A 23,146-nucleotide genomic window follows, 5' to 3' on the forward strand; every position below is an offset into this window, starting at 1 on the left:
AATGTCAAATTAACATTTATTTTTTTAAAAAATGAAATTTTAATTTATTTTTCGTTGTTTTGTATAGAAATAAAATATTAATCCGTTTATATAAATACGATATAAGTTAATCGTTATAGAATGGTTTTTTATATGAAATACTAGATAGATTGTAACAGGTACGATACATTTTGTATCTTTAATTAATTATAAACGAGATTACTCAATTATGGATTTTTACAAAAATGAGCCAAGCTTATTATTAGCTGTGGATTGTATTATTTTTGGATTTAATGGCGAATCATTAGAAATTTTACTTATTAAAAGAGGATTTGAGCCCGAACGCAATAAATGGAGCTTAATGGGTGGATTTGTTCAACCAGAAGAAAATCCGCAACAAGCATCTTCTCGTATTCTGAAGAAACTGACAGGTTTAGATGGAGTCTATATGGAAGACTGTGGCATTTTTGGCGATCCTGACCGTGAAAAATATGGACGTGTGGTCAGTATCGCACATTTCGCATTAATTGATGTACATCAATATAAACACATCATCAGTGAAGAATTTGAAGCTTGTTGGTTCCCGCTCAAAGATCACCCAGAATTAATATTTGATCACAATCAGATGATTGAGAAAGCGAAACGTGAGCTTCGAGCAAAAGCGGCACTCTACCCTATTCTATTTGAGCTATTACCAGAAAAATTCACGATTCCACAAATTGTATCACTTTACGAAAGTGTCTACGATACCGAATTGGATACACGCAATTTTAGCCGTAAGCTGCTTTCTTCGGAACTGATCATTAAACTAAAAGAAAAAGATAAGGAAAAATCTAAGAAAGGAGCATTCTACTTTCGATTAAACAAGGACATTTACAAAGAAAAAATCATGTCATTCCTAAGCTACTTACCAAGCTGGTCAATAAACAGTTAACGATCAGCTCTAAACAGTTGAATACCTTTTTTTGGCTTAAATTAATAAATGTATTAATAACATTTAAATAATAAAAGTAAGATTAAGTATAAATCTTAAACCAGAAATGCCATGACTTTAAAAAGAATCATTACATACTTTACTTGTATGGTCATCTGCTCATCCGAATTATCAGCACAAACTAAGCCTCAGCTGAACTATTTCGATCTGAACGATGTCCGCTTGCTTCAAGGCCCTTTCAAGCATGCCCAAGATCTTGATTTAAAATATCTATTAGAGATCGATGCAGATCGTTTATTAGCTCCTTTCCTACGCGAAGCTGGGCTACCTCAAAAGAAAGAATCTTATACCAATTGGGAAAATACAGGCTTAGATGGCCACATCGGTGGTCATTATATTTCTGCCCTTGCACATATGTATGCGGCAACTGACGACCTACAAATAAAAAAAAGGTTGGATTATATGCTTTCCAATTTAAAAAGTTGTCAAGACGCTAATGGCAATGGCTATATTGGTGGGGTTCCAGGTGGAAAAACCATTTGGAAAGAAATCGCACAAGGCAATATTCAAGCAAGTGGATTTAGCTTAAATGGTAAATGGGTACCGCTATACAATATTCATAAGACTTACGCAGGTCTACGTGATGCTTACCTTCTTACAGGAAATGAGGAAGCAAAAAAGATGCTGATAAAGATGACCGACTGGGCTATTATATTAGTACAACAACTTTCTGAACAACAAATTCAGGAAATGTTACGTAGCGAACATGGCGGACTCAACGAAACATTTGCGGATGTTGCAGCTATCACACAAGATCCAGCATATCTTGCACTTGCCCGTCAATTCAGCCATCATGAGGTACTAGATCCATTAATTAAACACCAAGATAAGCTTACCGGACAACATGCTAACACACAAATTCCAAAAGTATTAGGTTTTAAGAGAATCGCAGATATTGCTCAAGATGAAACCTGGGAAAGTGCTGTCCGATATTTCTGGGAAAGTGTTGTAACACAACGCTCCATTTCCTTTGGAGGCAATAGTGTTAGTGAGCATTTTAATCCGACCAATGATTTCTCAAAAATGATCCATAGCATTGAAGGCCCCGAAACTTGCAATACTTATAATATGCTACGTTTGACAAAGATGCTTCATCAAACCGATCCAAAGGGCAAATATCTAGACTATTATGAACGTAGTTTATATAATCATATATTATCTAGCCAACATCCGGAAAACGGAGGATTCGTTTACTTTACCCAAATTAGGCCTGGACATTATCGAGTATACTCCCAACCACATACAAGTATGTGGTGCTGTGTTGGATCCGGAATGGAAAATCATTCGAAATACGGCGAGATGATCTATGCGTATCAAGGTAATCATCTATATATTAATTTATTTATACCTTCACGTCTCAACTGGCGCGACCAAGAAGTCGAAATCGTCCAAGAAAACAATTTTCCAGAACAAGCAAGTACAACCCTACACATTCACCCAAAAAAGAATGGCAAAAAATTTGCACTACATGTGCGAAAACCCGCATGGTTGTCCGAAAAACCAAGTATACGCATAAATGGTAAAATCTATAAAATTGATAGAATTGAGGGCGATTTCTTCACCATTGATCGTGAATGGAAAAAAGGTGATCAAGTCGTTATTCAGCTTCCTATGGGTATACATACAGAACAGCTACCAGATCAAAGTAAATACTATAGTTTACTCTATGGTCCAATTGTATTAGGAGCGCGCACATCCGGACCATTACCCGACTTGTTATCCGACGATAGTCGGATGGGGCATGTCGCAAAAGGAATCCAGATTCCATTGAGAGACTTACCAATTCTAACGACAGAACCTTCTGCTATACCAAACCTAGTAAAACCTATTGCATCAAAGCCATTACATTTTTCATTATCGGGTCTTCGTCTTGCAAAAGAAAATATTAACATGGAACTTGAACCATTTTATAAGATTCACGACAGCCGATACATCATCTATTGGCCGCAAGCGACGGAACAAGAGCTTGCTAGTACACAGGAAAAAATGCAACGCGATGAACAAGAGAGTCTCCGTTTAAACACCCTAACCGTGGATAAAGTTGTCTGCGGGGAGCAACAACCGGAATCTGATCATTTTATTCAACAGCTGAATAGTCATGCAGGTGTATTTGACGATACCCGTTGGCGTGAAGCAGATGGCTGGTTCAGTTATATCTTAAAAAAGCAAGATGGCAAAAATGCAGACATCTATATCAAATATCTAACGGAAGAAGGTCCAAGAACGACAGAAATCATGGTAAACGATGTTATCGTTGGAAAGTTAGTGCCAGCAACAGCAACATCTGATATCAAAACAGCACGTTTCACATTGACACAGGGTCTAGAAGCAGAAAAACAATTAAACATAAAAATCAAAGGAGCAGACCAGAATAGAAGCCACAAAATTCTCGAAATTCGTATCCTCAAAAATCAATAAAAAATTGAGATAATTATGTCTATAACTGGCAATACTTTACCTTGCATGATGATATCCTGAGACTCAATACCCAGTCTCAGGGTTCATATTTTTATTGCTCCTCATCCGCCTTCAAATCAATGATTTTTTCCGTAAGCAATTTCAATACGGAATCTATGGCAATTAGATTAAAATTCCATATCTCCTTTAAAAATAAAAAAGCTCCAAGAATTTCTTCTGGGAGCCTACCAATCAACCAATTATAATCATCTTACTTCTTTACTTGCTCAGCAGATAAACCTGTTAAGCGGTCACCGACAATCGGAATCTCATTTAGCTTTGCAGTCAAACTAGTCAAATCTGAAGCGGAAAATGCATAAACAGCAGCCCAAAGATTCTCCTGCAAATGGGCTAATTTAGTTGTCCCTGGAATCGGTACGATAAAAGATTTTTGCGCTAAGAGCCATGATAGTGCCACCTGTGCAACGGTTAATCCACGGAGATCTCCAAATTCTTTAAGAGTGTCAATCAATTTCCAATTCGCAATTACATTTTCAGGCTGATACCGTGGCAATGAAGGCCTGTTATCATTATTAGGATCGTATATTGAACGCTCATTTAAGTATCCCGTAATCATCCCACGACTTAGCGGACTATACGGGACAAAACCAATCCCCAATTCTTCACATAGCGGAATCACATCCTTTTCCGGTTCACGTGTAAATAAAGAATATTCACTCTGCAAAGCTGTTAGCGGTTGCACAGCATGGGCTTTTCTTATATTGTCCACATTCGCCTCACTCATTCCAAAATGCCTCACCTTACCTGTTGCTATGAGATCTTTCACTGCACCAGCGACTTCTTCAATAGGGATATTGGGATCAACACGATGTTGGTACAATAAATCGATGTAATCTGTTTTTAAGCTTTTCAACGAATGCTCGACAACTGCTTTAATACGATCTGGATGACTATCGAGTCCTTCAGACGGTTTACCATTTTTAAAACCAAATTTAGTGGCTATAATGATATCCTTACGAAACGGAGCCAATGCCTCCCCAACCAGTTCCTCATTAAACAGGGGACCATAAGCTTCTGCTGTATCGTAAAAATTCAAACCCAATTCTGGAGAACGTCTCAATAGGTCAATCATTTCCTTTCGATCGGGAATAAAACTCCGATGATAACTCATACCCATGCAGCCTAATCCCAAAGCTGATACTTCAAGACTTTGCTTCCCTTTACCCAAAGTCCTTTTTTCTGATGAAAGGTTCATTTTACTTTTGTCACTATGGTTTTCTTTTTCGGATGAACGATTACATCCTACAAGTCCTAAAGAAGAAGTTGCCAATAAGCTCGTTCCGATAAACGCTCCCTTTTTTAAGAAGTCTCTTCGATTATTCTGTTCCATATCATTTAAGTTTATTCTTTACTATTAAAAAAATCCCAAAAGTCGATTCAAGCTCTAAAGAATCCACGTTCTTGCACTTCTTCAAAAATCGACACAAATATGTAGCGTTATAGGATACAAATTACTGTTTAACTTACCATTATTACAGATTACATGCTTTAAGACTCCCATCAGACACACAACATGTTCTACGATTGCATGAATTATCATCCTATTCTTCCGAGATCGCGAGCAATTCAGCAGATAGGCGCTCACCTTGAATGGAGATCTTTGTCAGAGCAACCTCGATTTCGATCAGATCCTCGGCAGTCATCATGACGTTGGGCGCCTGAATATTATCATCAATGTAGTCGAGCTTATCCATTCCCGGGATAGGAACAATAAGACGGTTTTTACTAAGCAACCAAGCTAATGCGAGCTGCACCGTTGATATTCCTTTTTTTAGTGCCAATGCATTTAACATTTTGATTAAAGGCATATTCGCCTGCATCGCTACTTTAGTAAATCTGGGAAAGCTCGCGCGCAGATCAGTTTCAGGATCAAAGGTAGTTTCTGCTGTTATCGTACCGGTCAAAAAACCAGTACCCAAAGGGCCCCACGGTACAAAACCAATTCCCAGTTCCTCACAAAGCGGTAGCACATATTGTTCCGGCTCACGTGTCCAAATCGAATACTGGTTTTGAACAGCAGTAACCGGTTGAACAGCGTGCGCCTTTCTGATAGTAGATGCACCCACCTCAGAAAGTCCAAAATGCTTTACCTTCCCCTCCGCAATTAAATCTCCCACCGTACCGGCGACATCTTCAATCGGAACATTCGGATCAACCCGATGTTGATAAAATAAATCAATATAATCTGTCCTTAATCGCTTAAGTGAAGCCTCCGCAACCTTACGTATATGTTCAGGTCGACTGTTCAAGCCACCTTCTTCCGAGATCATACCAAACTTGGTTGCGATAACGACCTCCTTGCGAATAGGGATCAACGCCTCACCCACCAATTCTTCATTTGTAAAAGGTCCGTAAGCCTCCGCTGTATCAAAAAATGTGATTCCTTTCTCAAAAGCTCCACGTATCACACGAACACCTTCCCGTGTGCTAACTGCCTTTCCAGTACCAAAACTCAGATTCATACAGCCCATCCCTATTGCTGACACTTCAAGTCCGCTATTTCCTAAAACTCGCTTTTTCATTTTCTTTACCCATTTAATTTGTTTAAATTCATTAGCCAATCATCATTTGTTAAATGACAGGACAAAATTCGCTAGGTTCAGTTGATTCTTGCTTATACAGATTACGGCAATTCTTACCATTATTACTGTTAACAGCCTTAGCCTATCCCGACCTATGCTATAATTGATTAATATTGAATTATAAAAAAAGAGTTATGGAAGAAATCATCAAAATAGACAGTATTGATGCCTACAATAAAATGCGTGGCATAGAAACCTTGCATCCCTTAATTACAGTAATCGACTTATCGAAAACAAAACCGATGCCTGCACAGACTTTTAACTTTGGTCTTTATGCCATCTTTCTGAAAGAATTAAAATGTGGCGAATTGAAATACGGTCGCAACAATTATGATTTTCAGGAAGGAACATTGGTTTTCATTGCTCAGGGACAAGTATTGGGCGTACAGCCTAATATCACAACCTTTCAACCCTCAGGGTGGGCACTCTTGTTTCATCCTGACCTGATCAAAGGAACTTCATTGGGAAAGAAAATCCATGAATATAACTTCTTCTCATATGATGTAAACGAGGCTTTACATCTTTCCGAAAAAGAGCGGCATATTGTTTTAGATTGCTTTACCAAAATCCAATATGAAATGGAACAAAGCATTGACAAGCACAGCAGAACATTGATTACATCCAATATTGAATTATTTTTAAACTACTGTACCCGATTCTATGACAGACAGTTTGTAACCAGGGACCATTCCAACAAGGGTATACTGGAAAAATTCGAAGATATATTAAACGCTTATTTTACCGAAGATAAATCTCAAAAGATCGGACTACCGACGGTAGCTTACTGTGCTTCAGAATTGAACCTATCTCCAAATTACTTCGGCGATATCATCAAGAGCGAAACTGGTATTACTGCGCAGGAATATATCCAAACTAAGGTTATAGATTTCGCCAAAGAAAGAATTTTTGATCACGAAAAATCAATCAGTGAAATTGCCTATGAATTAGGTTTCAATTATCCCCAGCATTTCACTCGTTTGTTCAAGCAAAAAGTAGGCATGTCCCCCTCCGAATACCGATCATTAAACTAATTTGATAAATAGTTTTAATCCACAAGTTTCTCCTCAGGACTGTCTTAAAATGATGCTAAATAAGAAGAAATACAAAAGGAAGTCTATCAAATTCTTGATCAACTTCGTCAATTCGTTTTAAAGAAGACCGCCAACGATTTATATGCATGATGATAAAGTCATTTAGTCAGTTCAATCTCAAACAAATTTCATTAACTTTATAGCTTATTAAGATCGACCATATTACATAAAACAATCTATTGGAAATGAATAAATTTGTTTATTTATCGCTTTACTTATTTGGATTTCCGTTTGCTTCCTTTGGCCAGGAAACAACGTTGACTGCCGATGAACTTTTTGTTAAAGCACGAACAGAGGCTTTTGATCAAAAAAATTATGCGGAAGCGATAAAAATCAGTAAACAGGCTTTGAAACAGGCTCCCGAATATACGGATATCAGTATCTTTTTAGGACGTCTATACACTTGGTCTGATAAAATAGATAGTGCCCGTACCATATTTTCCAAATTGGAAAGTCAAAATGTGCAAGATGAAGATTTGTACATAGCCTATGCTTCTTTAGAGTATTGGAACGATCAAGCGGCCAAAGCAATAAACTTGGTGGATAAAGGTCTTTCTTTTCACCCGACGTCAGAAGATCTTCTCCTTTTAAGGACAAAAATAGAATACAGTAATAATGCGTATGAAAGTGCTGAAAAATCAGTAAATAATCTACTAAAATTAAATCCTAAAAATGCTGAAGCAAGAGCTTTAGCAAAAAGTATCCAGGAGTATACAGCTAAAAATGCTATCGGGCTTAATTATAACTTTGTTCACTTTGACAAACAATTTGACGATAACTGGCATATTGTAGCACTTAGTTATAAAAGAGCAACACCACTAGGATCAGTAATCTTCAGAACAAACTATGCGAATAAATTTGCTGACAATGGACTACAATTTGAAGTAGAGGCTTATCCAAGATTATCTAAAATGTTTTATCTCTATGTGGCTGGGGGCTATTCCAATAATGTAGGTATATTTCCTAAATACAGAACTGGTGTTTCTTTATATGCAAATTTACCGCACAGCTTTGAGGGTGAAGTCGGATACAGACAGCTATATTTCAGTGATAACATCTGGATGTATACAGCATCAATAGGCAAATATTATCAGAATTTCTGGTTCAACCTAAAAACGTATCTAACCCCAAGCAATGAAAATATATCACATTCATACGCTGGTACAGTTCGATACTATACCAAAGGAGCAAATGACTATTTAGGATTTCTAATCGGAACAGGAATTAGTCCTGAAGAAAACCGGAATAATCTCCTAGACCAGTCCATTTATAAGCTTAAAACATTCAAGATCGGAGCAGAATATAACTTTTCGGTCAACCGTACAAATCTGTTTTCCATTTCTTCTACATACTTCAATCAAGAGTTTAGACCTAATGAGAAGGGTAATCAGATCGATATCACAGTGGGCTATATCAAAACCTTTTAGGGTTTTGATATCGTTTGCTTAAAATAATTCTTAAAAATACTGTCAGGCAGTAGCTGTTTCTTAGTATAGAATTGCTTATTCTGACGCTTAAACAGTTCGAAACGCTTGATGAGCAGATCACGCTCCGAACCCTCAGAAAGAGGTTCCTCATTAAGTGTTGCATCTAATTTATACAACTGGCCATCCGAAATATGGTAGTCACCATAGACAAAGTCAATCAACTGATTCTTACTTTGCATCATCGCCGCTCCATTTCCTTTAGCAGAAGCTCCGATCTCCATACCACGGCCTATCCAGGTTACCTGTCCTGGGGTATTCACCTGATAATTATTACGATAAAAAGCAAGCAGAGAAGGTGTCACATCAAAGTGACTTACCTTATGACGGAAAGTATGTGCCGCCTTTAGTAATGGTGAATAAATCATTAATGGAACATGATAGCGATCAATTTTACTTTCTAAAGGAATCTCAGGCATAGCGTGATCACCGGTTATAATAAAGATCGTATTAGCGAAATCTGCCCGCTTTTGATAATCCCTGAAAAACTGTTGCAATGCATCGTCCAAGTTCAATACAGACACCAGTTGCTTCCGGTTTTGCAAAGCCCATTTTTTGCGATCAGGCGTCAGATCGCCCAGAGCTAACCGCTTATCAAAAAGTTTTTCATAAAAAGCAGCATTATTGATTAGAAAAGGATTGTGGGTAGAGAGCGTTAACAAAAGATGAAAGTAAGGTGTCTGCTGCACTTTCTGTACCTCCAACATTTTTGCGAATACCGCTTGATCCTCATACCCCCAACTTTCTCCCCCTTTTTCGGGAAGCTTTTTATATGGTTCGGCATAAGACCACTGATCGACCAAAGTATCCACTTTACTGTAAGTCATGAATTTTTCCATGAAATCAAACTTTGAATTACCGCCATAGAAAAAACCTGTATTGAATCCATTTGCTTTTAAGATATTGAACAGGTTAAAATGTGCCGGTAGAGTATCCTGTTCTAAGAAGCCATGCGAAGCAAAGGGCAACGATCCTGTCAATGTCGGCAAAACAGAAAAAGTTCTGCCTGAAGAACTTAAATTATTCTCCCAATACAAGGACTTCTTCGATAAAGAATCTATAAAAGGTGTAAAATTTCCGATATACCCTGAAGGAGAACTATAGGCATGCCCTAATCCTTCGACCACAATAATGACCAAATTTGGGACAGATGAACTTTTTTGAAAGTAGGTCCCTAATATGTCCTTTGTATCTTCATTTCGAAGAAAAGGATAGCTTTGGTTTTCCCCTGACGTCTCTTTTTCTGCTCCAAATACCAACATTCCCGGATGTTCTTCGATATAATTGGTGACATTAGAATTTAGAAAATAACGCCATTTACTACGAGCAGCATTTTGAGCAAACTCATCACCAGATATCTTAAAAACCTTAAAGCGGTCTACAGGAATAAAACTTACAATAACTCCTAAAAATAGCATACTTAGGCCTACATAGGTGCTCTTAATCGTTTTTTTCGACGCTATCCAAAAAGGAATATAGGCACATGCGACGAGCAAGATTAATAAAGCGATATTGGTAAAACTCAGCATACCACTCGCTTCCAAAATTTGCATCATCTCGGCAGTATTATAATAAAACATATCCGCTCCCAACAAATTGCGTGATTCTGCAAAATATAAAAATAAAATATATTGCATTACCACGACAAAAGATAATAACACGATGGATAATATCCTGGCTACTGAAAGATGAACAAGTTGTACTATCAGATACACAAGACCGCAACCACTTAGTATCTGAAAAGCGAAAACGAGATTATTCAAAAGAAGTGGTATTAAACCATTTGATTGACCTAATTGTGGAAATTGCCCGTTATACCACCACCATTCTACAGCGACAGAAAGCATATACAACACTAAAAACACAAGGCTTACAGCACCATAATTTTTCAATCCAATACGCAACTGTAAACCAATCCGTTTAAAAAATGGAATATCTTCAGCCCCTTGCTGAAAACCCTGACGTTTCATATCGCCCCAGCTATGCTGTTTACGAAAATAATCCACCACACCGCGTACACCTGCACCGACTACAATTGGATGGAAATAAAAAGGTTCCAAAATAGCTGTAACTATCAATTTGGAAAGATCTTGTTTCTTGGTATACACCTGGTGACTCACCAAGTCGACCAAAATAGCGTAAATAGAATATAAGATCCCCGATGAAATAACCAGCGCAAAGAGTGCAAAGAAAAATGGCCAGTTTATAATACCGAGAAAAAGAAAAATCAGAAAAATAATATATCCTGAAAATTCAATTACAGGACCAAGGAATTCAAAGAAAAACCAATAGGGCATACTGACCATTCCTAACCGTCCGTACTTCGGGTTGAACATAAGCTTACGGTGCTTCCAAAGTGTTTCCATGGTACCTCTCATCCAGCGATTCCGCTGCTTTTTCAAAATCTCCTTAGACTCAGGCACCTCAGTCCAACATAATGGATCCGGTATGTTGACCACTTCATAAGGAAGTTTCTGTTCTTCCATATAACGGCGCATGCGTACCACCAGTTCCATATCTTCACCTACAGTTTTACTGTCATATCCACCACAGGCTAGTACAATCTGCTTATCAAAAGCCCCAAAAGCCCCTGAAATCAAGATAAGACCAGAAGCTCGGGACCAAGCCATTCTTCCCAATACAAAAGCACGAATATATTCCAAAGCCTGTGTACGTCCAAGCCAAGATTTAGGAAGGTTAACGTCAACTACTTTACCATTTTCTATACGGCAGTTATTAGCTAAACGGATGACGCCACCACAAGCAATGACCCTTTTATCAGTCTGCTCTAGGAAAGGTTTTGCAAGTTTTAAAAGTGCATCCTGCTCTAGTATACAGTCCACATCGATGCAGACGATATAATCGCCAGAAGATATATTTACCCCCACATTGAGCGCATCTGCCTTCCCGCCATTCTCTTTATCAACGACAATCAGCTTTTTGAAAGCGGCATTTTTACTTTTATAAATACCGCGGATCTCTTTGGTTTCTAGATCACCTTGTATAAAAAACGGAACAGATTCTAATGCATAAGCTTCAATAAGCTTTTCCATAGAATCATCACGACTTCCATCATTAACAATAATAATTTCTAGGTTATGGTAGTAGAGAGATAATAACGATCGTACATTTTCAACGACGGTCATACCTTCATTATAGGCCGGGGCGATTAAGCTAAAACGAGGTGCATTGACATTGGTTGCAATGAGATTATAATCGGTATAGGAATTATCATGCTTATAACGTATTACTGCACCATAGGCATAGATACCCACCCACGCAGAGATCAAAAATATAGCGGCCGAATATACAAGAAATATCCAGATCACTACTTCGTAAACAATATGTGAAAATTCTAGCATACTTTTTCCTGCAATGCGTGGTTAATAATATGTTTAAACTCATCCGGCGTGTTCTCATCCAAAGCCATATCCCGTAAATACTGACGCTCCCCTAAACTAACCAACACTTCGGCGGACCAGATTTTGATCGCAACTGCTGGATGCTCCCACAACTGTTTTTTCAAAAACGCATCACATTCCAGACTCTTGGACACCTTCATTGCTTTTAGGATCTCAATCTGAACGGCTAATGTTTCTTCTGGAAAAGCGCTCACCAATTGCTCCATCGTATTATTATTTTCAAAAGCCTCCAGTGTACGCACTACCTGTAGCTTTACAGCAGTATCATTATGCGCTAGTAATTCTAGCACTTCACTATAATAAGACAACATCTGGAATTTCCGCATTAAACGCAGCGTAAAAATAACCACAGATGTATTTTCACTTCGCAACCATAAAGTAATATTGACAATTTGCGGATCGGGAATATCAATAATAGAATTCAGTAAACGAAGCTGTTGCCACTCAGAAAGAGGATGCTTCAGGTTGTCTAAAAAACTTAAACCTTCAGCTCCTTTAAAACTGACTATTCCATACTGTGCTTCTAAATATACCTGTTTCTCCCGGTGCTCCAGCAAGGATGTAAATTTAGGTAATGCACGTAAAACACGCATTGCGGTCAGCTCCTGAATCCCTCCTGCTATGTGATATGCTTTCTTTTTAATCAGATTACGCCAGGCCTCATCCTCAAGACTAAACTTATAAAATAAATGTGTAATCTCTTCTCGGGCAACACCAGAAAATTTGCGTTCTGAAGCCACTAAAAGATCTAAAAAAACACTTCTGAACGCTGGTTCCCGCAGATGCATATCAAAGGATTCATCGTTTTCAACAAAATTCTGTCCCAACACTATAGATTCAGTAATCTTATTTTCAATGATCTGTGTCCAGACTTGTCTATTAGATAAAACACGGTATTTATAAAAACTATAAAACAATACCGCAATAATCAATAGCAATACCAGCACAAATACAATGATTATGGCCAATACCAGTTCGTGAAGTGTTATTTTTTGAAACATAGTAATCTTTATTTAGCTGTCAGACGTTTGATCCGCAACAGCAGTTCATTTGGACTAAAAGGTTTGACCATAAAATCTGATGCCCCTAAATCAAATGCATCTGTCACAACTTCCTCCTGTCCCATGCTAGAGAGCACAATGACCGGTATTTTTTTTCCTATTGTGTGCATGGCCGACAAAATCTCAATTCCCGATGCAAACGGCATCATGATATCGGTCACAACCAGATCAAGATCCAATTCACTGATCTTTTCAATAGCTTCCTTTCCATTGCGTGTTAAAATGACAGTATGCCCCTCTTTAATTAATTTATGTTCTATTGTTCGTAAAATCAATTCGTCATCTTCCGCTATTAAAATCAACATGTTACTTTTCGTTTAAAAGATTCGTGATTAACTGTAATCCTATTTCAATTTCTTGCTTTATATCATCCAGCAAATCCAATCCGGGGTTACTGGACGATAGTTCTTTTTCCAGATTAGATGTCAGCATGCTCAGTTTCTTAAGCCCCGCAGTAGATGCTGTTCCCCGCAATTTATGGAGGATCACTTTCATTCGTTCAATATCTTCCGATTCCCTGACATTTTCCAATTGAAACCATGCTTGCTTAATCTCTTTGATCACAAGATCTAAGAAAAAAGATTTAAAACTAACGTCATCTCCAATCTGTTCCTGAAGTGCATCCATATCTAGATGATCATCAATCACAGCCTCTTCTTTTTGTTCAAGCACCTGTTTCTGAATAAATTGCTGCAATACCGTGTACAGATCATGTTGCCTTATCGGCTTAGGAAGAAACTCAGACATACCGGCCTTTAAACATTTTTCTCTTTCTCCACGGACATTTCCAGCAGTAATACCAATAATAGGTATAGCAGCATAACCTGTTAATAGCCTTATTTGTTTGGTCGCTTCGATACCATCTACACCAGGCATCTGCACATCCATTAAGATAAGGTCAAACTTTGACTGCAGGCATTTTTCGATTGCATCCCCTCCATTAGTAACCTCTATCAGTTCAGCATTAGGCATAATAGTGGCCATCATACGCAGATTGAGCGCCATATTTACAGAATTGTCATCGGCTAAAAGAACCCTAGCCTGTTGTTGGTAAACCGTTGTTCCACTATCACTATCCTGTCCCAAATGATTAACATCAGCTTTACTTTGCTGTATAGCTTTACGTAAAGTAATATAAAGTTCGTCGGATCGAATAGGCTTAAGCAAACAATATGAGCGTTCCTGTTGCCTGAAAGCAGAAATGACCTCATGCTCCTCCGAAGAAGTGTGCAATACAATGAGTGGAATACTTTCCTCCTGTTTATAAAACAATTCCTTTATTTTTTCGATCGTCTCCAATCCGGAGAGAATAGGCATGTGATAATCCATTAAAATAACATCAAACCTTTCACCGCTCATCAGTAATTGTAAAGCCGCCAGACCATTCTCTGCAAGTACTGAATCAACCCCTCTATAAGTCAGCATATGCTGTATAATCGTGCGGTTATTGGCATTGTCATCTACAATAAGAACGCGTTTTAAAGGCAGTTCCTCATCCTCTTCAATGCCACCTTCTTCATAAGCGATTTCCAGATCAAAGTAAAAATCAGATCCTTTATTCAGTTCACTCTCCAGACAAAGTTTACTTCCCATGTATTTCAATAAATTATTGGAAATGGTGAGTCCTAAACCGGTGCCACCATAACGTTTGCTCACAGAGCTGTCTTCCTGGGTAAAGGCATCAAAAATACGTTGCTGTTTTTCTACCGGAATACCGATACCAGTATCACGAACAGAAAAACGTAATTTAATTTTGCTTTCGTCACTGCTGCGCTTTTCGATCTTAAGTTCGATCTCTCCCTTTTCCGTAAATTTAACGGCATTTCCCAATAGATTGATCAAGATTTGCTTGATGCGTGCCTCATCTACCCAGATAGAAGCAGGTAATCCCTGTTCAATATTTAATAAGAGTTCGACATCTTTGCGCTGTGCTTGGTAAAGTACAACATTGATTACCTGATGTGCCAAATCATATACATTGAATTTATCGATATACAGTTCCAATTTTCCAGATTCAATTTTTGAAAAATCAAGGATGTCATTGATAATATTCAATAAACTGCTTCCCGACTCGTTAATATAATTGAGGTATTGTTTCTGTACATCGTTCAACGGTGTTTTGAGCAGCAGATCCGAAAATCCGATCACACCGTTCAAAGGGGTTCGGATCTCATGGCTCATATTAGCTAAAAATTCAGATTTTGCTTTACTCGCTAAGTCCGCAAGTTCTTTTGCTTTCTTCAATTCTAAATTTACAGCAACAGATTCGGTGATATTTTGAGTAAAAATAATAATACCGCCAACACTACCATCAGACAAATTCCAAGGTCTTACTTCCCAATTAAAGTGCTGCGGTTCCACATAGTCATCAACATCAATCAATTCATCGACATTTTTATAAGATTTACCCTCAAGAGCATCATAGTAAATATTTTTTCTATTTTCCGGTATATTAGGAAAGACATCAAACAGATTCTGGTCTAGGATATTATCCCTATCTTTATGGAAGTCTTCCATCCATTGATGGCTGACGGATACATAACGAAAATCCCGATCAAACATCGCTACAGAAGCCGGAACATAATCCACAAATGCTCTGAGCATCGCTTCCTTACGTTCCAATTCTAGGTAAAGGTTTTTACTCGTATCAATATTTTGTATAATACCGAAAACACGCTTACAGGTTCCGTTATCGAACTCGGGAATTCCTTTAACACGTACCCAAATGATTTCACCTTCTTGCTGTCTCAATCGCAATTCAACATCAAATGAACAGCCATGCTGCGTTGCTTCCTCAAAAATACCCGTTAGCTTAACCTGACTGTCTTCATCAAAAAATCCGACGGCATGATCAAAGTTTGGAACAAAATCTTTACCTACTCCATGAATCAATTTTGTTGAATCGGACCAAAAAACCTGATGCAGATCCAGATTAACCTCCCATCCACCGACTTGTGCAACAGTATTCGTCTGCTCCAAAATCTGCTTCGTATGCAGGAGGTCATTTTCAAGCTGTATCCGTTCCGTCATATTGAGTGCAGTACTAACCACATAAGGTTTCCCTTCTGTATCCAGCTCGAGCATGTTATGATAAAGCCAATAGATCTTTTCGCCATCCTTCGATTTTAGAATCATCATACCTGAATCCTCCCCATTTTGAAGAATACGTTTGAGATAATCATCGAAAGCCTGCATGTGATGTGTAGGTACAAGTTGCTTCAGATTGAGATGCTTCGCTTCCTCCTCAGAATACTTCAAAAGATTACGGCCTTTCTCATTTACAGCAAGAATATTACCTTCCATGTCGTGCATACTCATTAAACCGATGGCATTCTCGAAAAAATTGCGAAACTTCCGTTCAGAAACAGCTAACTTTAATTGTTCCTCCCGTTCACTAGTAACATTCCTCCCAAATCCGAAAATTTCTAACGTTGCTGCATCATACTTGAAATACCATTCAATCACAACATCACTACCTTCATCCTGCGATGTTACTGTTGTATATTGTATACCTTCGGTAATATTTGCCAGATTTTTCAGACGCTGCTGAAAACCTTCATCATGATTATCCAATAATGTAAAAAAAGAGGCTCCTAACACCTTAGACTTTTCAATTTTAAGCGCCTCAGAAAAAGCAGGATTCAGTTCTTTTATCCGATATTGGTCGTCCAATACGCAGATCATATTATTGGTAATATGAAATACTTCCTCAAAATATCCTGCCTGGACCTTTCTCTTTTTCCCTAAAAGAATTTTGGTTACAGCTTTTCCAAGCTGTCCTAAAGAATCTACCTGCTTAACAGATAACGACTTAGGCTCGAAGCCGATGACACAGATCGTACCAAGTGCATGCCCTTCGTCATCCAATAAAGGTACTCCCGCATAAAAACGAATATTTCCCTCTCTGATCAAAGGATTGGTGGCCGATCTTGGATCCTCAAAAGTATCTTCGATGACAAGTACATCTTTACTCATAATCGTGTACTGACATACCGTATTACGTCTTTCAACAGTATCCAACTCCATACCAACACAGCTCTGGATCCTCTGCGTATCTTCCTCCATCATGGCAATAAGTGCCGCTGGACAATCTGTTATGAGACAGGCTGCCTGCGCAAACACATCAAGATCAGGGTCTTTCCCCAATCCCAATAGCTCATAAGATTTTAATTGGCGGATACGCTCCAATTCATTTTCCGGGACCGGGTATTGCTCCATGCCTTTAAATTATATAGTAAATAGATGTGTTCATTGAGATTGTGAAAATAACAAAAATAGTTCTCCTTTTAAATAAATAACAAACGAAAATCGGCAATAATCTTAAATTACAATATCATAAGCATTTATTCCCTAAATTTTCAGATTTTATGCTTTGCAGAACTCTTAGATAGCAAAGTTATAAGGTACAATTACACCTTTAAAGCTGTGTAAATTGCATTATTCATGAAAGATTGTAGAATTAAAATTTCAGGTAAAATCTTGCCAATTGACAACTTAAAATCAATTGCATAATCTTATTTTTGAAAAATGGAAGACTTGATCAATTATCTGCTCAAATTTGGACAACTCAACAAGAATCAATGTGCTTTAATATCAGCTAAAGCACAGCATAGACAGGTCAATAAAGGAGATTTTTTTTCTGAAGCGGGTAAAGTGGCAAGAGATATAGGCTACGTCACCCAAGGAGTTTTCAGAATCTGTTATTACAATAAAGCAGGCGATAGCTTCACTCGTTATTTCGTTTACGAAAATCGCTTCGTTGCCGATACAATCAGTTTCATTGATGAGTTACCTTCAGCAGAATATATCGAAGCCGTAACCGACTGTAAACTGCTCGTTTTCTCTAAAAAAGATTTTATGGAGCTAGCCGCCACCATTCCCGGCTGGTCAGACATCTTTTCCAAAATCACCTCTTATGTCCTCGAAAATAAAATGAGGGCAAGCAGCAATATGTTGGTGCAGAATGCACAAACACGCTATTTACATTTCTTAGCGCATTATCCTGGATTAGCCAACCGGATTCCACAACTGATGCTCGCTTCCTATTTAGGCATTACAGCAACATCGCTTAGCCGCATCCGAAAAACCATTAGCTAAAGGTTTTATTGCCAATTGGCAAGTGTAGCCTGACCCTTTCTCCCGAACTTTGTCGTATTAAATATTTGAACATACGATTATGCAAGTTGATGTATTATTAGGCCTCCAATGGGGCGACGAAGGTAAAGGGAAAATTGTTGATGTGTTAAGTACAGATTATGATCTCATAGCGCGTTTTCAGGGCGGCCCCAATGCAGGTCATACGTTAGAATTTGACGGTAAAAAATTTGTATTAAATACGATTCCTTCCGGCATTTTTTCCGATCATACCATGAACCTGATCGGAAATGGAGTTGTTCTGGATCCGATCAGTTTAATCAAAGAACTGGATATGCTTAAAAAAGCCGGCCACGACTTATTGAAAAAAGGTAACCTACTGATTTCAAAAAAAGCACATCTAATCTTACCATCACATCTTTTGCTTGATGCGGCATCCGAACAAAATCTAGACACGAACAAAATAGGATCTACTTTAAAGGGTATTGGTCCGGTGTATATGGACAAAACAGGACGTAACGGACTCCGAGTAGGCGATATTTTGCTCCCAGATTTTAAAGAACGTTATCAAAAATTGTTAACAAAGCATAAAGCAATGCTTGCTTCATTTTATCAGGTAGAAGTGAATACGATTCAAAATGAAACTGCTTTTTTTGATGCAATCGAACACTTGAAGCATTATCCTCTGGTGGATTCGGAACATCTGGTCAATCATTATCTTCAGGAAGGGAAAAGGGTTTTAGCCGAAGGTGCACAGGGAAGCTTGCTTGATCTTGATTTCGGATCCTACCCTTTTGTTACCTCATCCAATACCACAACAGCAGGTGCTTGTATAGGTTTAGGGATTGCTCCAAACAAAATCGGTGAGGTGATCGGTATCTTTAAAGCATACAGCACCCGTGTTGGCAGTGGTCCCTTCCCAACAGAGTTGGCCAATGAAACAGGAGAGCAGATCCGTCAAACAGGCAAAGAATTTGGTGCAGTAAGCGGTCGTTCCCGCCGTACTGGATGGATCGATCTACCTGCACTAAAATATGCCCTAATGCTTAATGGTGTGACTCAATTGGTGATTACAAAGGCAGATGTTCTCAGTGGTTTAGATCACATCTTTGCTTGCACCCATTATCGCCACCATGGTAAAGTGATCGATTATATGCCTTATGAGTTAATTACTCAACAAGCAACTCCTATATTGAAGAAAATAGACGGGTGGCATAAAGATATCAGCACAGTCACCGATGTTTCCGAAATTCCACTGAAGCTCAAAGCATATATTAATTTCTTGGAAAAAGAACTGCAAATTCCCATTAAATTTTTATCTGTAGGCCCAGATCGGAAGCAAACTTTGAAGCTTTATTAAGGTTGAAAACACCTATAAAAATAGGTGATAAATGATAAAAGGGGGTTTCCAACAATTTAGGACACCCCCTTTTTCAAATCAGAGCGATTTGCCAACCCAAAGACATCTTCAAATAGTGCATTTCAAATCGATCGTATTTATAAATGAGGCTTAGACAAAAACGATTAATAATAACAAAAGCAGGTATCGTATGTTGTAGAGGTATGAAGATTGCAATGCTTGCGCCAATCGCTTGGCGGACACCTCCTGTTCACTACGGTCCATGGGAACAGATTACCTCATTACTTACTGAAGAACTTGTAAAATTAGGTGTAGAAGTCACATTATTTGCGACCGGTAATTCAATTACCAAAGCACGTCTCCAAGCTGTTTGTCTCTTAGGATATGAAGAAGATCGTGACATCAATGCCAAAGTGTGGGAATCGTTGCATATTTCAGAGTGCTTCGAAAATGCGCGCGAATTTGACATTATACACAATCAATTTGATTTCCTTCCCCTTTCCTATTCCAGATTGGTGCAGACACCTGTCGTAAGCACGATCCATGGTTTTTCGTCCCGAAGTATCCTTCCTGTATATAAAAAGCATAATATAGACGGTCATTATGTATCCATCAGCAATGCCGATCGTGCGGAAGAATTGGACTATATTGCTACCGTTTACCATGGGATTGACCTTGGACAGTTTACTTTTAACGACAACCCTCAGGATTATTTATTGTTTTACGGCAGAATCCATCATGATAAGGGAGCTAAAGAAGCTATAGCAATAGCCCAAGCCTTGGGAAAACGTCTAATCATAGCTGGTATTATTCAAGATGAAAATTACTTTAGACAGCATATCCAGCCCCATTTAAAACCCGGTAAAATTGAATATATAGGTTCCGTTGGTCCGGAAAGACGCAATGAATTACTCTCAAATGCCAGCGTATTGTTACACCCTATAAATTTTAAGGAACCCTTTGGTTTATCAGTAGTCGAATCGATGGCATCTGGCACACCAGTTGTTGCCTTTAACAAAGGAAGTATGCCCGAACTAATCGATCATGAACAAGATGGATTTCTCGCTGAAAACATTGACGAGGCCGTAGAAATGGTTAAAAATATCGGTTTCATCAACCGAAAAGCATGTCGCAAAAAAGTGGAGGATCACTTTTCCAAGGAAAGAATGTGTCAGAACTATTTAGCAGTATATAGAGAAATTTTAAACAGATAAATCTTATTTAAAACAAATAACCTCCAGCTTCCACTTTAGTTTCATATAGCGAGGGCTGGAGGCATATTTTATTGATTTGAAACACTTATCTTAACTTCGATATTTCCTCGAGTAGCGTTAGAGTAAGGACATACTTGATGTGCTTTTTCTGTTAATGCTTGCGCTTCTTCCAATGAGACTCCCGGGATGTTGGCTTGAAGTTCAGCTGCTAATCCGAAACCACCGTTTTCCAATTGCCCTATACTCACTTTTGCCGTAACAGTGGTCTCCCCTGTTTGCACTTTTGACTGTTTGATCACTAAATTCAGTGCACTGTCAAAACACGCTGCATATCCTGCCGCAAACAACATTTCAGGATTGGCATAATCATCGTTAGCTCCCCCTAAGGCTTTCGGCATACGCACCTCAAGATTCAACACACTATTTTCACTTTTAACTTGCCCATTTCTACCGCCAGTAGCTGTCGCACCTATTGTATACAAATTTTTCATTGTTATATATTTAAAGTTTAATGCTTTTTTTAATTTGACCGCGTCCCCACCGATAAGCTTTGCATTCCATATCGTTAAAGAATATATTATCCTGTCATTTAATTACAATACAAATTTAATAAAATTATATTGCGCACAATATAATATCTAGCAATACAACTAGATTTTACCCAATATTGACAAATACTTGTCTACATCAACTTATACAAGTGGCATTTCCAAATGATGTCATAGCATTTTTAGTAAATGAGTCTAATGTTGCAAGCTAATTGATTTTTCGTTAGCTGTTATTTGAACTATAACACATTTTTCAACATCTTGCCATGTTTGTAACAAATTTAGGTGTATCAACAATACTCCATCCCTCACCTAAAAAAAGATAAAAACAGCAAAGCCTCCAGGTCTGGAGGCTTTGGAGCACAACAAGTTATCTGTGTGCAATTTTATGAAAGGTTATGTGAATATAAACATAATTATCAGATAATAAAAAATAATATTTTATTTTTTTGTACGGCTTTATTCCAAATTCGTTCCCTAGCTTCCTTCTACCCTTGTGATTGGTTTGTCAAACTTTCTATCTTGAAAACTCACGAAGAGACTCTTGAGCCTCACTTCAATCAAATCATTAACAATGAAAAGTTATTTATGCTGTACAACATAATAGTACTTAATTAGGCTTCAAACAGGCCATTTGATAATAATTACCGTTGATTATCTGATAATACTCCGTTTCCTCCAGACTTGATATAGCAATTTTTATAGTTGACTGATAGACATAATTTTTGTTTGTAAAAGGATAAATCCCTGATCGTTGTTTTTAATTTGATTAAACTTTGTCCGTTGCCATGACTTTATGAGAGTATACCCTCTTTTTTACAGATAAAAATAATATAAATATTGGAATTATGCGCTATTGTACTATTAAATTATCTTTCTTTAACTGCTTGGCCATAGCCTTCTTATACCCCGATAGAAAACTATCTAGAGAACCAGGATTGTAGCTTTCTGACTGGGTAGACCAAACAAGTCTACCGGTACTAACATCATAAAGATTTGTCTCAATATAGTAGGTTTTCTCTGTTGTATAATAGCCATTGTTATAAAGGTTACCGTACCAAAAATCATAATAACCACCAAATGTTCTATAATAGCCAAAAGTGTTCACAGGGTAAACTGAAACATTCGGAATGTATCTTGATTCTGACTTAGAATCAATCAAAGCAATGGTTAATATGGCATCACTATTTGTTCCGGCCACCTTTTGCATCGCCAGATCAGAGCGCTTGGGTTCCATACTTGCAAGATTAGGCGGAAAGACATCTATACTTTTTACACTCGTTAAACCTAGTGAAGTGAGTGATGAGGCAATTTCATCTTCTACCTTTTGACGAGCAGGCACATTATCTGTCATAACTGCTACAAATATTCTACTATACTTCTTCAAATCGACAGAGGGATCACGCCACGATCCTGTAATCATACTGCTGGTTGCACAGCTGGAAAAAATAAGCACTATGGTGCAAATCTGTAAAATTAACTTTTTCATAATTATAAAATTTATTGTTTCTTTGTTTTACTACCTGATTTTAATTGGATTTCTGCCCCCTAAATTGGGATGATATAGGAACATCTAGAAGATATTTTAAAATAAACACATCATACTATACTTTTCGATAACAATATTTCAATGTAAGAACATAATTTAAGCCTATTTTGTTTAGCTTTTTTCATCACGATTATTAATAATGAAAAAATATTCATTTCATAACTGGTATTATGAATTAACAAATCGAATTTAAGATGTTGTCAGTGTCTTATTTTATCAGTATAAAACAATGAGATCGGTTCGAATAAAAGGATATGTATAAATTTAATATAAGGATATTGAGGGATACC

15 protein-coding genes are annotated in these 23,146 nt (G+C 37.8%); 7 read left to right on the forward strand and 8 right to left on the reverse strand.

From position 1 onward, the window contains the following. Nucleotides 1-208: 208 nt before the first annotated feature. Complete coding sequence (locus HCX49_RS09455; protein WP_021188845.1) at nucleotides 209-913, forward strand: NUDIX hydrolase; 705 nt, start codon at nucleotides 209-211, stop codon at nucleotides 911-913. A gap of 111 nt (nucleotides 914-1,024) precedes the next feature. After that, the gene (locus HCX49_RS09460) at nucleotides 1,025-3,391 is read left to right on the forward strand and encodes a glycoside hydrolase family 127 protein (RefSeq protein WP_132773889.1); all 2,367 of its coding nucleotides are present in this window, start codon (nucleotides 1,025-1,027) and stop codon (nucleotides 3,389-3,391) included. A gap of 250 nt (nucleotides 3,392-3,641) precedes the next feature. On the opposite strand, the gene HCX49_RS09465 is transcribed toward HCX49_RS09460, so the two are convergent. Both HCX49_RS09465 and HCX49_RS09470 read right to left on the reverse strand, forming a co-directional pair. Next, entirely contained in the window at nucleotides 3,642-4,781 is a 1,140-nt protein-coding gene (locus HCX49_RS09465; protein WP_132773891.1) for an aldo/keto reductase, read from the reverse strand. A 211-nt stretch (nucleotides 4,782-4,992) separates the two neighbouring features. Further along, nucleotides 4,993-5,973: an aldo/keto reductase gene (locus HCX49_RS09470; protein WP_168126888.1), complete on the reverse strand. Its 981-nt coding sequence runs from the start codon at nucleotides 5,971-5,973 to the stop codon at nucleotides 4,993-4,995. Nucleotides 5,974-6,167: 194 nt separating this feature from the next. On the opposite strand from HCX49_RS09470, the gene HCX49_RS09475 reads away from it, so the two are divergent. Further along, entirely contained in the window at nucleotides 6,168-7,064 is an 897-nt protein-coding gene (locus tag HCX49_RS09475; RefSeq protein WP_021188850.1) for a helix-turn-helix domain-containing protein, read from the forward strand. A 245-nt stretch (nucleotides 7,065-7,309) separates the two neighbouring features. Continuing rightward, nucleotides 7,310-8,551, forward strand: a complete 1,242-nt coding sequence (locus tag HCX49_RS09480) for a YaiO family outer membrane beta-barrel protein (RefSeq protein ID WP_168126889.1) — start codon at nucleotides 7,310-7,312, stop codon at nucleotides 8,549-8,551. Here HCX49_RS09480 and HCX49_RS09485 read toward each other — a convergent pair. Genes HCX49_RS09485 through HCX49_RS09500 form a run of 4 tightly spaced genes read right to left on the reverse strand, consistent with a single transcriptional unit; the run spans nucleotide 8,548 to nucleotide 17,309 of the window. Then, nucleotides 8,548-11,970 (reverse strand): sulfatase-like hydrolase/transferase, encoded by a 3,423-nt coding sequence (locus HCX49_RS09485; RefSeq protein WP_168126890.1) that lies wholly within the window; start codon nucleotides 11,968-11,970, stop codon nucleotides 8,548-8,550. The genes HCX49_RS09480 and HCX49_RS09485 overlap by 4 nt on opposite strands. Continuing rightward, on the reverse strand, nucleotides 11,964-13,031 hold the full coding sequence (locus HCX49_RS09490) for a hypothetical protein (protein ID WP_168126891.1): 1,068 nt from the start codon (nucleotides 13,029-13,031) through the stop codon (nucleotides 11,964-11,966). The genes HCX49_RS09485 and HCX49_RS09490 overlap by 7 nt, the downstream gene beginning before the upstream one ends. An 8-nt stretch (nucleotides 13,032-13,039) precedes the next feature. After that, a complete protein-coding gene (locus HCX49_RS09495; protein ID WP_168126892.1) occupies nucleotides 13,040-13,396 on the reverse strand; it encodes a response regulator transcription factor in 357 nt (118 codons plus the stop codon). A gap of 1 nt (nucleotide 13,397) precedes the next feature. After that, nucleotides 13,398-17,309, reverse strand: coding sequence for a response regulator (locus tag HCX49_RS09500; RefSeq protein WP_168126893.1), 3,912 nt, complete (start codon nucleotides 17,307-17,309; stop codon nucleotides 13,398-13,400). A gap of 309 nt (nucleotides 17,310-17,618) precedes the next feature. On the opposite strand from HCX49_RS09500, the gene HCX49_RS09505 reads away from it, so the two are divergent. The 3 genes from HCX49_RS09505 to HCX49_RS09515 all read left to right on the forward strand — a co-directional run bounded on the left by HCX49_RS09505 (nucleotide 17,619) and on the right by HCX49_RS09515 (nucleotide 20,759). Next, entirely contained in the window at nucleotides 17,619-18,188 is a 570-nt protein-coding gene (locus HCX49_RS09505; RefSeq protein ID WP_168126894.1) for a Crp/Fnr family transcriptional regulator, read from the forward strand. Nucleotides 18,189-18,267: 79 nt separating this feature from the next. Then, nucleotides 18,268-19,545, forward strand: coding sequence for an adenylosuccinate synthase (locus tag HCX49_RS09510; protein WP_168126895.1), 1,278 nt, complete (start codon nucleotides 18,268-18,270; stop codon nucleotides 19,543-19,545). A 143-nt stretch (nucleotides 19,546-19,688) separates the two neighbouring features. Beyond that, nucleotides 19,689-20,759: a glycosyltransferase family 4 protein gene (locus HCX49_RS09515; RefSeq protein WP_237682746.1), complete on the forward strand. Its 1,071-nt coding sequence runs from the start codon at nucleotides 19,689-19,691 to the stop codon at nucleotides 20,757-20,759. 68 nt (nucleotides 20,760-20,827) lie between these two features. Here HCX49_RS09515 and HCX49_RS09520 read toward each other — a convergent pair whose 3' ends face one another. Both HCX49_RS09520 and HCX49_RS09525 read right to left on the reverse strand, forming a co-directional pair. After that, the gene (locus tag HCX49_RS09520; RefSeq protein WP_168126896.1) at nucleotides 20,828-21,250 is read right to left on the reverse strand and encodes an organic hydroperoxide resistance protein; all 423 of its coding nucleotides are present in this window, start codon (nucleotides 21,248-21,250) and stop codon (nucleotides 20,828-20,830) included. A gap of 910 nt (nucleotides 21,251-22,160) precedes the next feature. Beyond that, on the reverse strand, nucleotides 22,161-22,796 hold the full coding sequence (locus HCX49_RS09525; protein ID WP_168126897.1) for a DUF4136 domain-containing protein: 636 nt from the start codon (nucleotides 22,794-22,796) through the stop codon (nucleotides 22,161-22,163). Between the last annotated feature and the right edge of the window lie 350 nt (nucleotides 22,797-23,146).

It is taken from the genome of Sphingobacterium sp. B16(2022) (assembly GCF_012030425.1).
GTDB lineage: Bacteria > Bacteroidota > Bacteroidia > Sphingobacteriales > Sphingobacteriaceae > Sphingobacterium > Sphingobacterium anhuiense.

What these genes read in the sequence shown, in the direction of transcription:
- HCX49_RS09455 (WP_021188845.1), top strand. Translation starts at nt 209, where the DNA reads ATGGATTTTTACAAAAATGAGCCAAGCTTATTATTAGCTGTGGATTGT.
- HCX49_RS09460 (WP_132773889.1), top strand. Translation starts at nt 1,025, where the DNA reads ATGACTTTAAAAAGAATCATTACATACTTTACTTGTATGGTCATCTGC.
- HCX49_RS09465 (WP_132773891.1), bottom strand. Translation starts at nt 4,781, where the DNA reads ATGGAACAGAATAATCGAAGAGACTTCTTAAAAAAGGGAGCGTTTATC.
- HCX49_RS09470 (WP_168126888.1), bottom strand. Translation starts at nt 5,973, where the DNA reads ATGAAAAAGCGAGTTTTAGGAAATAGCGGACTTGAAGTGTCAGCAATA.
- HCX49_RS09475 (WP_021188850.1), top strand. Translation starts at nt 6,168, where the DNA reads ATGGAAGAAATCATCAAAATAGACAGTATTGATGCCTACAATAAAATG.
- HCX49_RS09480 (WP_168126889.1), top strand. Translation starts at nt 7,310, where the DNA reads ATGAATAAATTTGTTTATTTATCGCTTTACTTATTTGGATTTCCGTTT.
- HCX49_RS09485 (WP_168126890.1), bottom strand. Translation starts at nt 11,970, where the DNA reads ATGCTAGAATTTTCACATATTGTTTACGAAGTAGTGATCTGGATATTT.
- HCX49_RS09490 (WP_168126891.1), bottom strand. Translation starts at nt 13,031, where the DNA reads ATGTTTCAAAAAATAACACTTCACGAACTGGTATTGGCCATAATCATT.
- HCX49_RS09495 (WP_168126892.1), bottom strand. Translation starts at nt 13,396, where the DNA reads ATGTTGATTTTAATAGCGGAAGATGACGAATTGATTTTACGAACAATA.
- HCX49_RS09500 (WP_168126893.1), bottom strand. Translation starts at nt 17,309, where the DNA reads ATGGAGCAATACCCGGTCCCGGAAAATGAATTGGAGCGTATCCGCCAA.
- HCX49_RS09505 (WP_168126894.1), top strand. Translation starts at nt 17,619, where the DNA reads ATGGAAGACTTGATCAATTATCTGCTCAAATTTGGACAACTCAACAAG.
- HCX49_RS09510 (WP_168126895.1), top strand. Translation starts at nt 18,268, where the DNA reads ATGCAAGTTGATGTATTATTAGGCCTCCAATGGGGCGACGAAGGTAAA.
- HCX49_RS09515 (WP_237682746.1), top strand. Translation starts at nt 19,689, where the DNA reads ATGAGGCTTAGACAAAAACGATTAATAATAACAAAAGCAGGTATCGTA.
- HCX49_RS09520 (WP_168126896.1), bottom strand. Translation starts at nt 21,250, where the DNA reads ATGAAAAATTTGTATACAATAGGTGCGACAGCTACTGGCGGTAGAAAT.
- HCX49_RS09525 (WP_168126897.1), bottom strand. Translation starts at nt 22,796, where the DNA reads ATGAAAAAGTTAATTTTACAGATTTGCACCATAGTGCTTATTTTTTCC.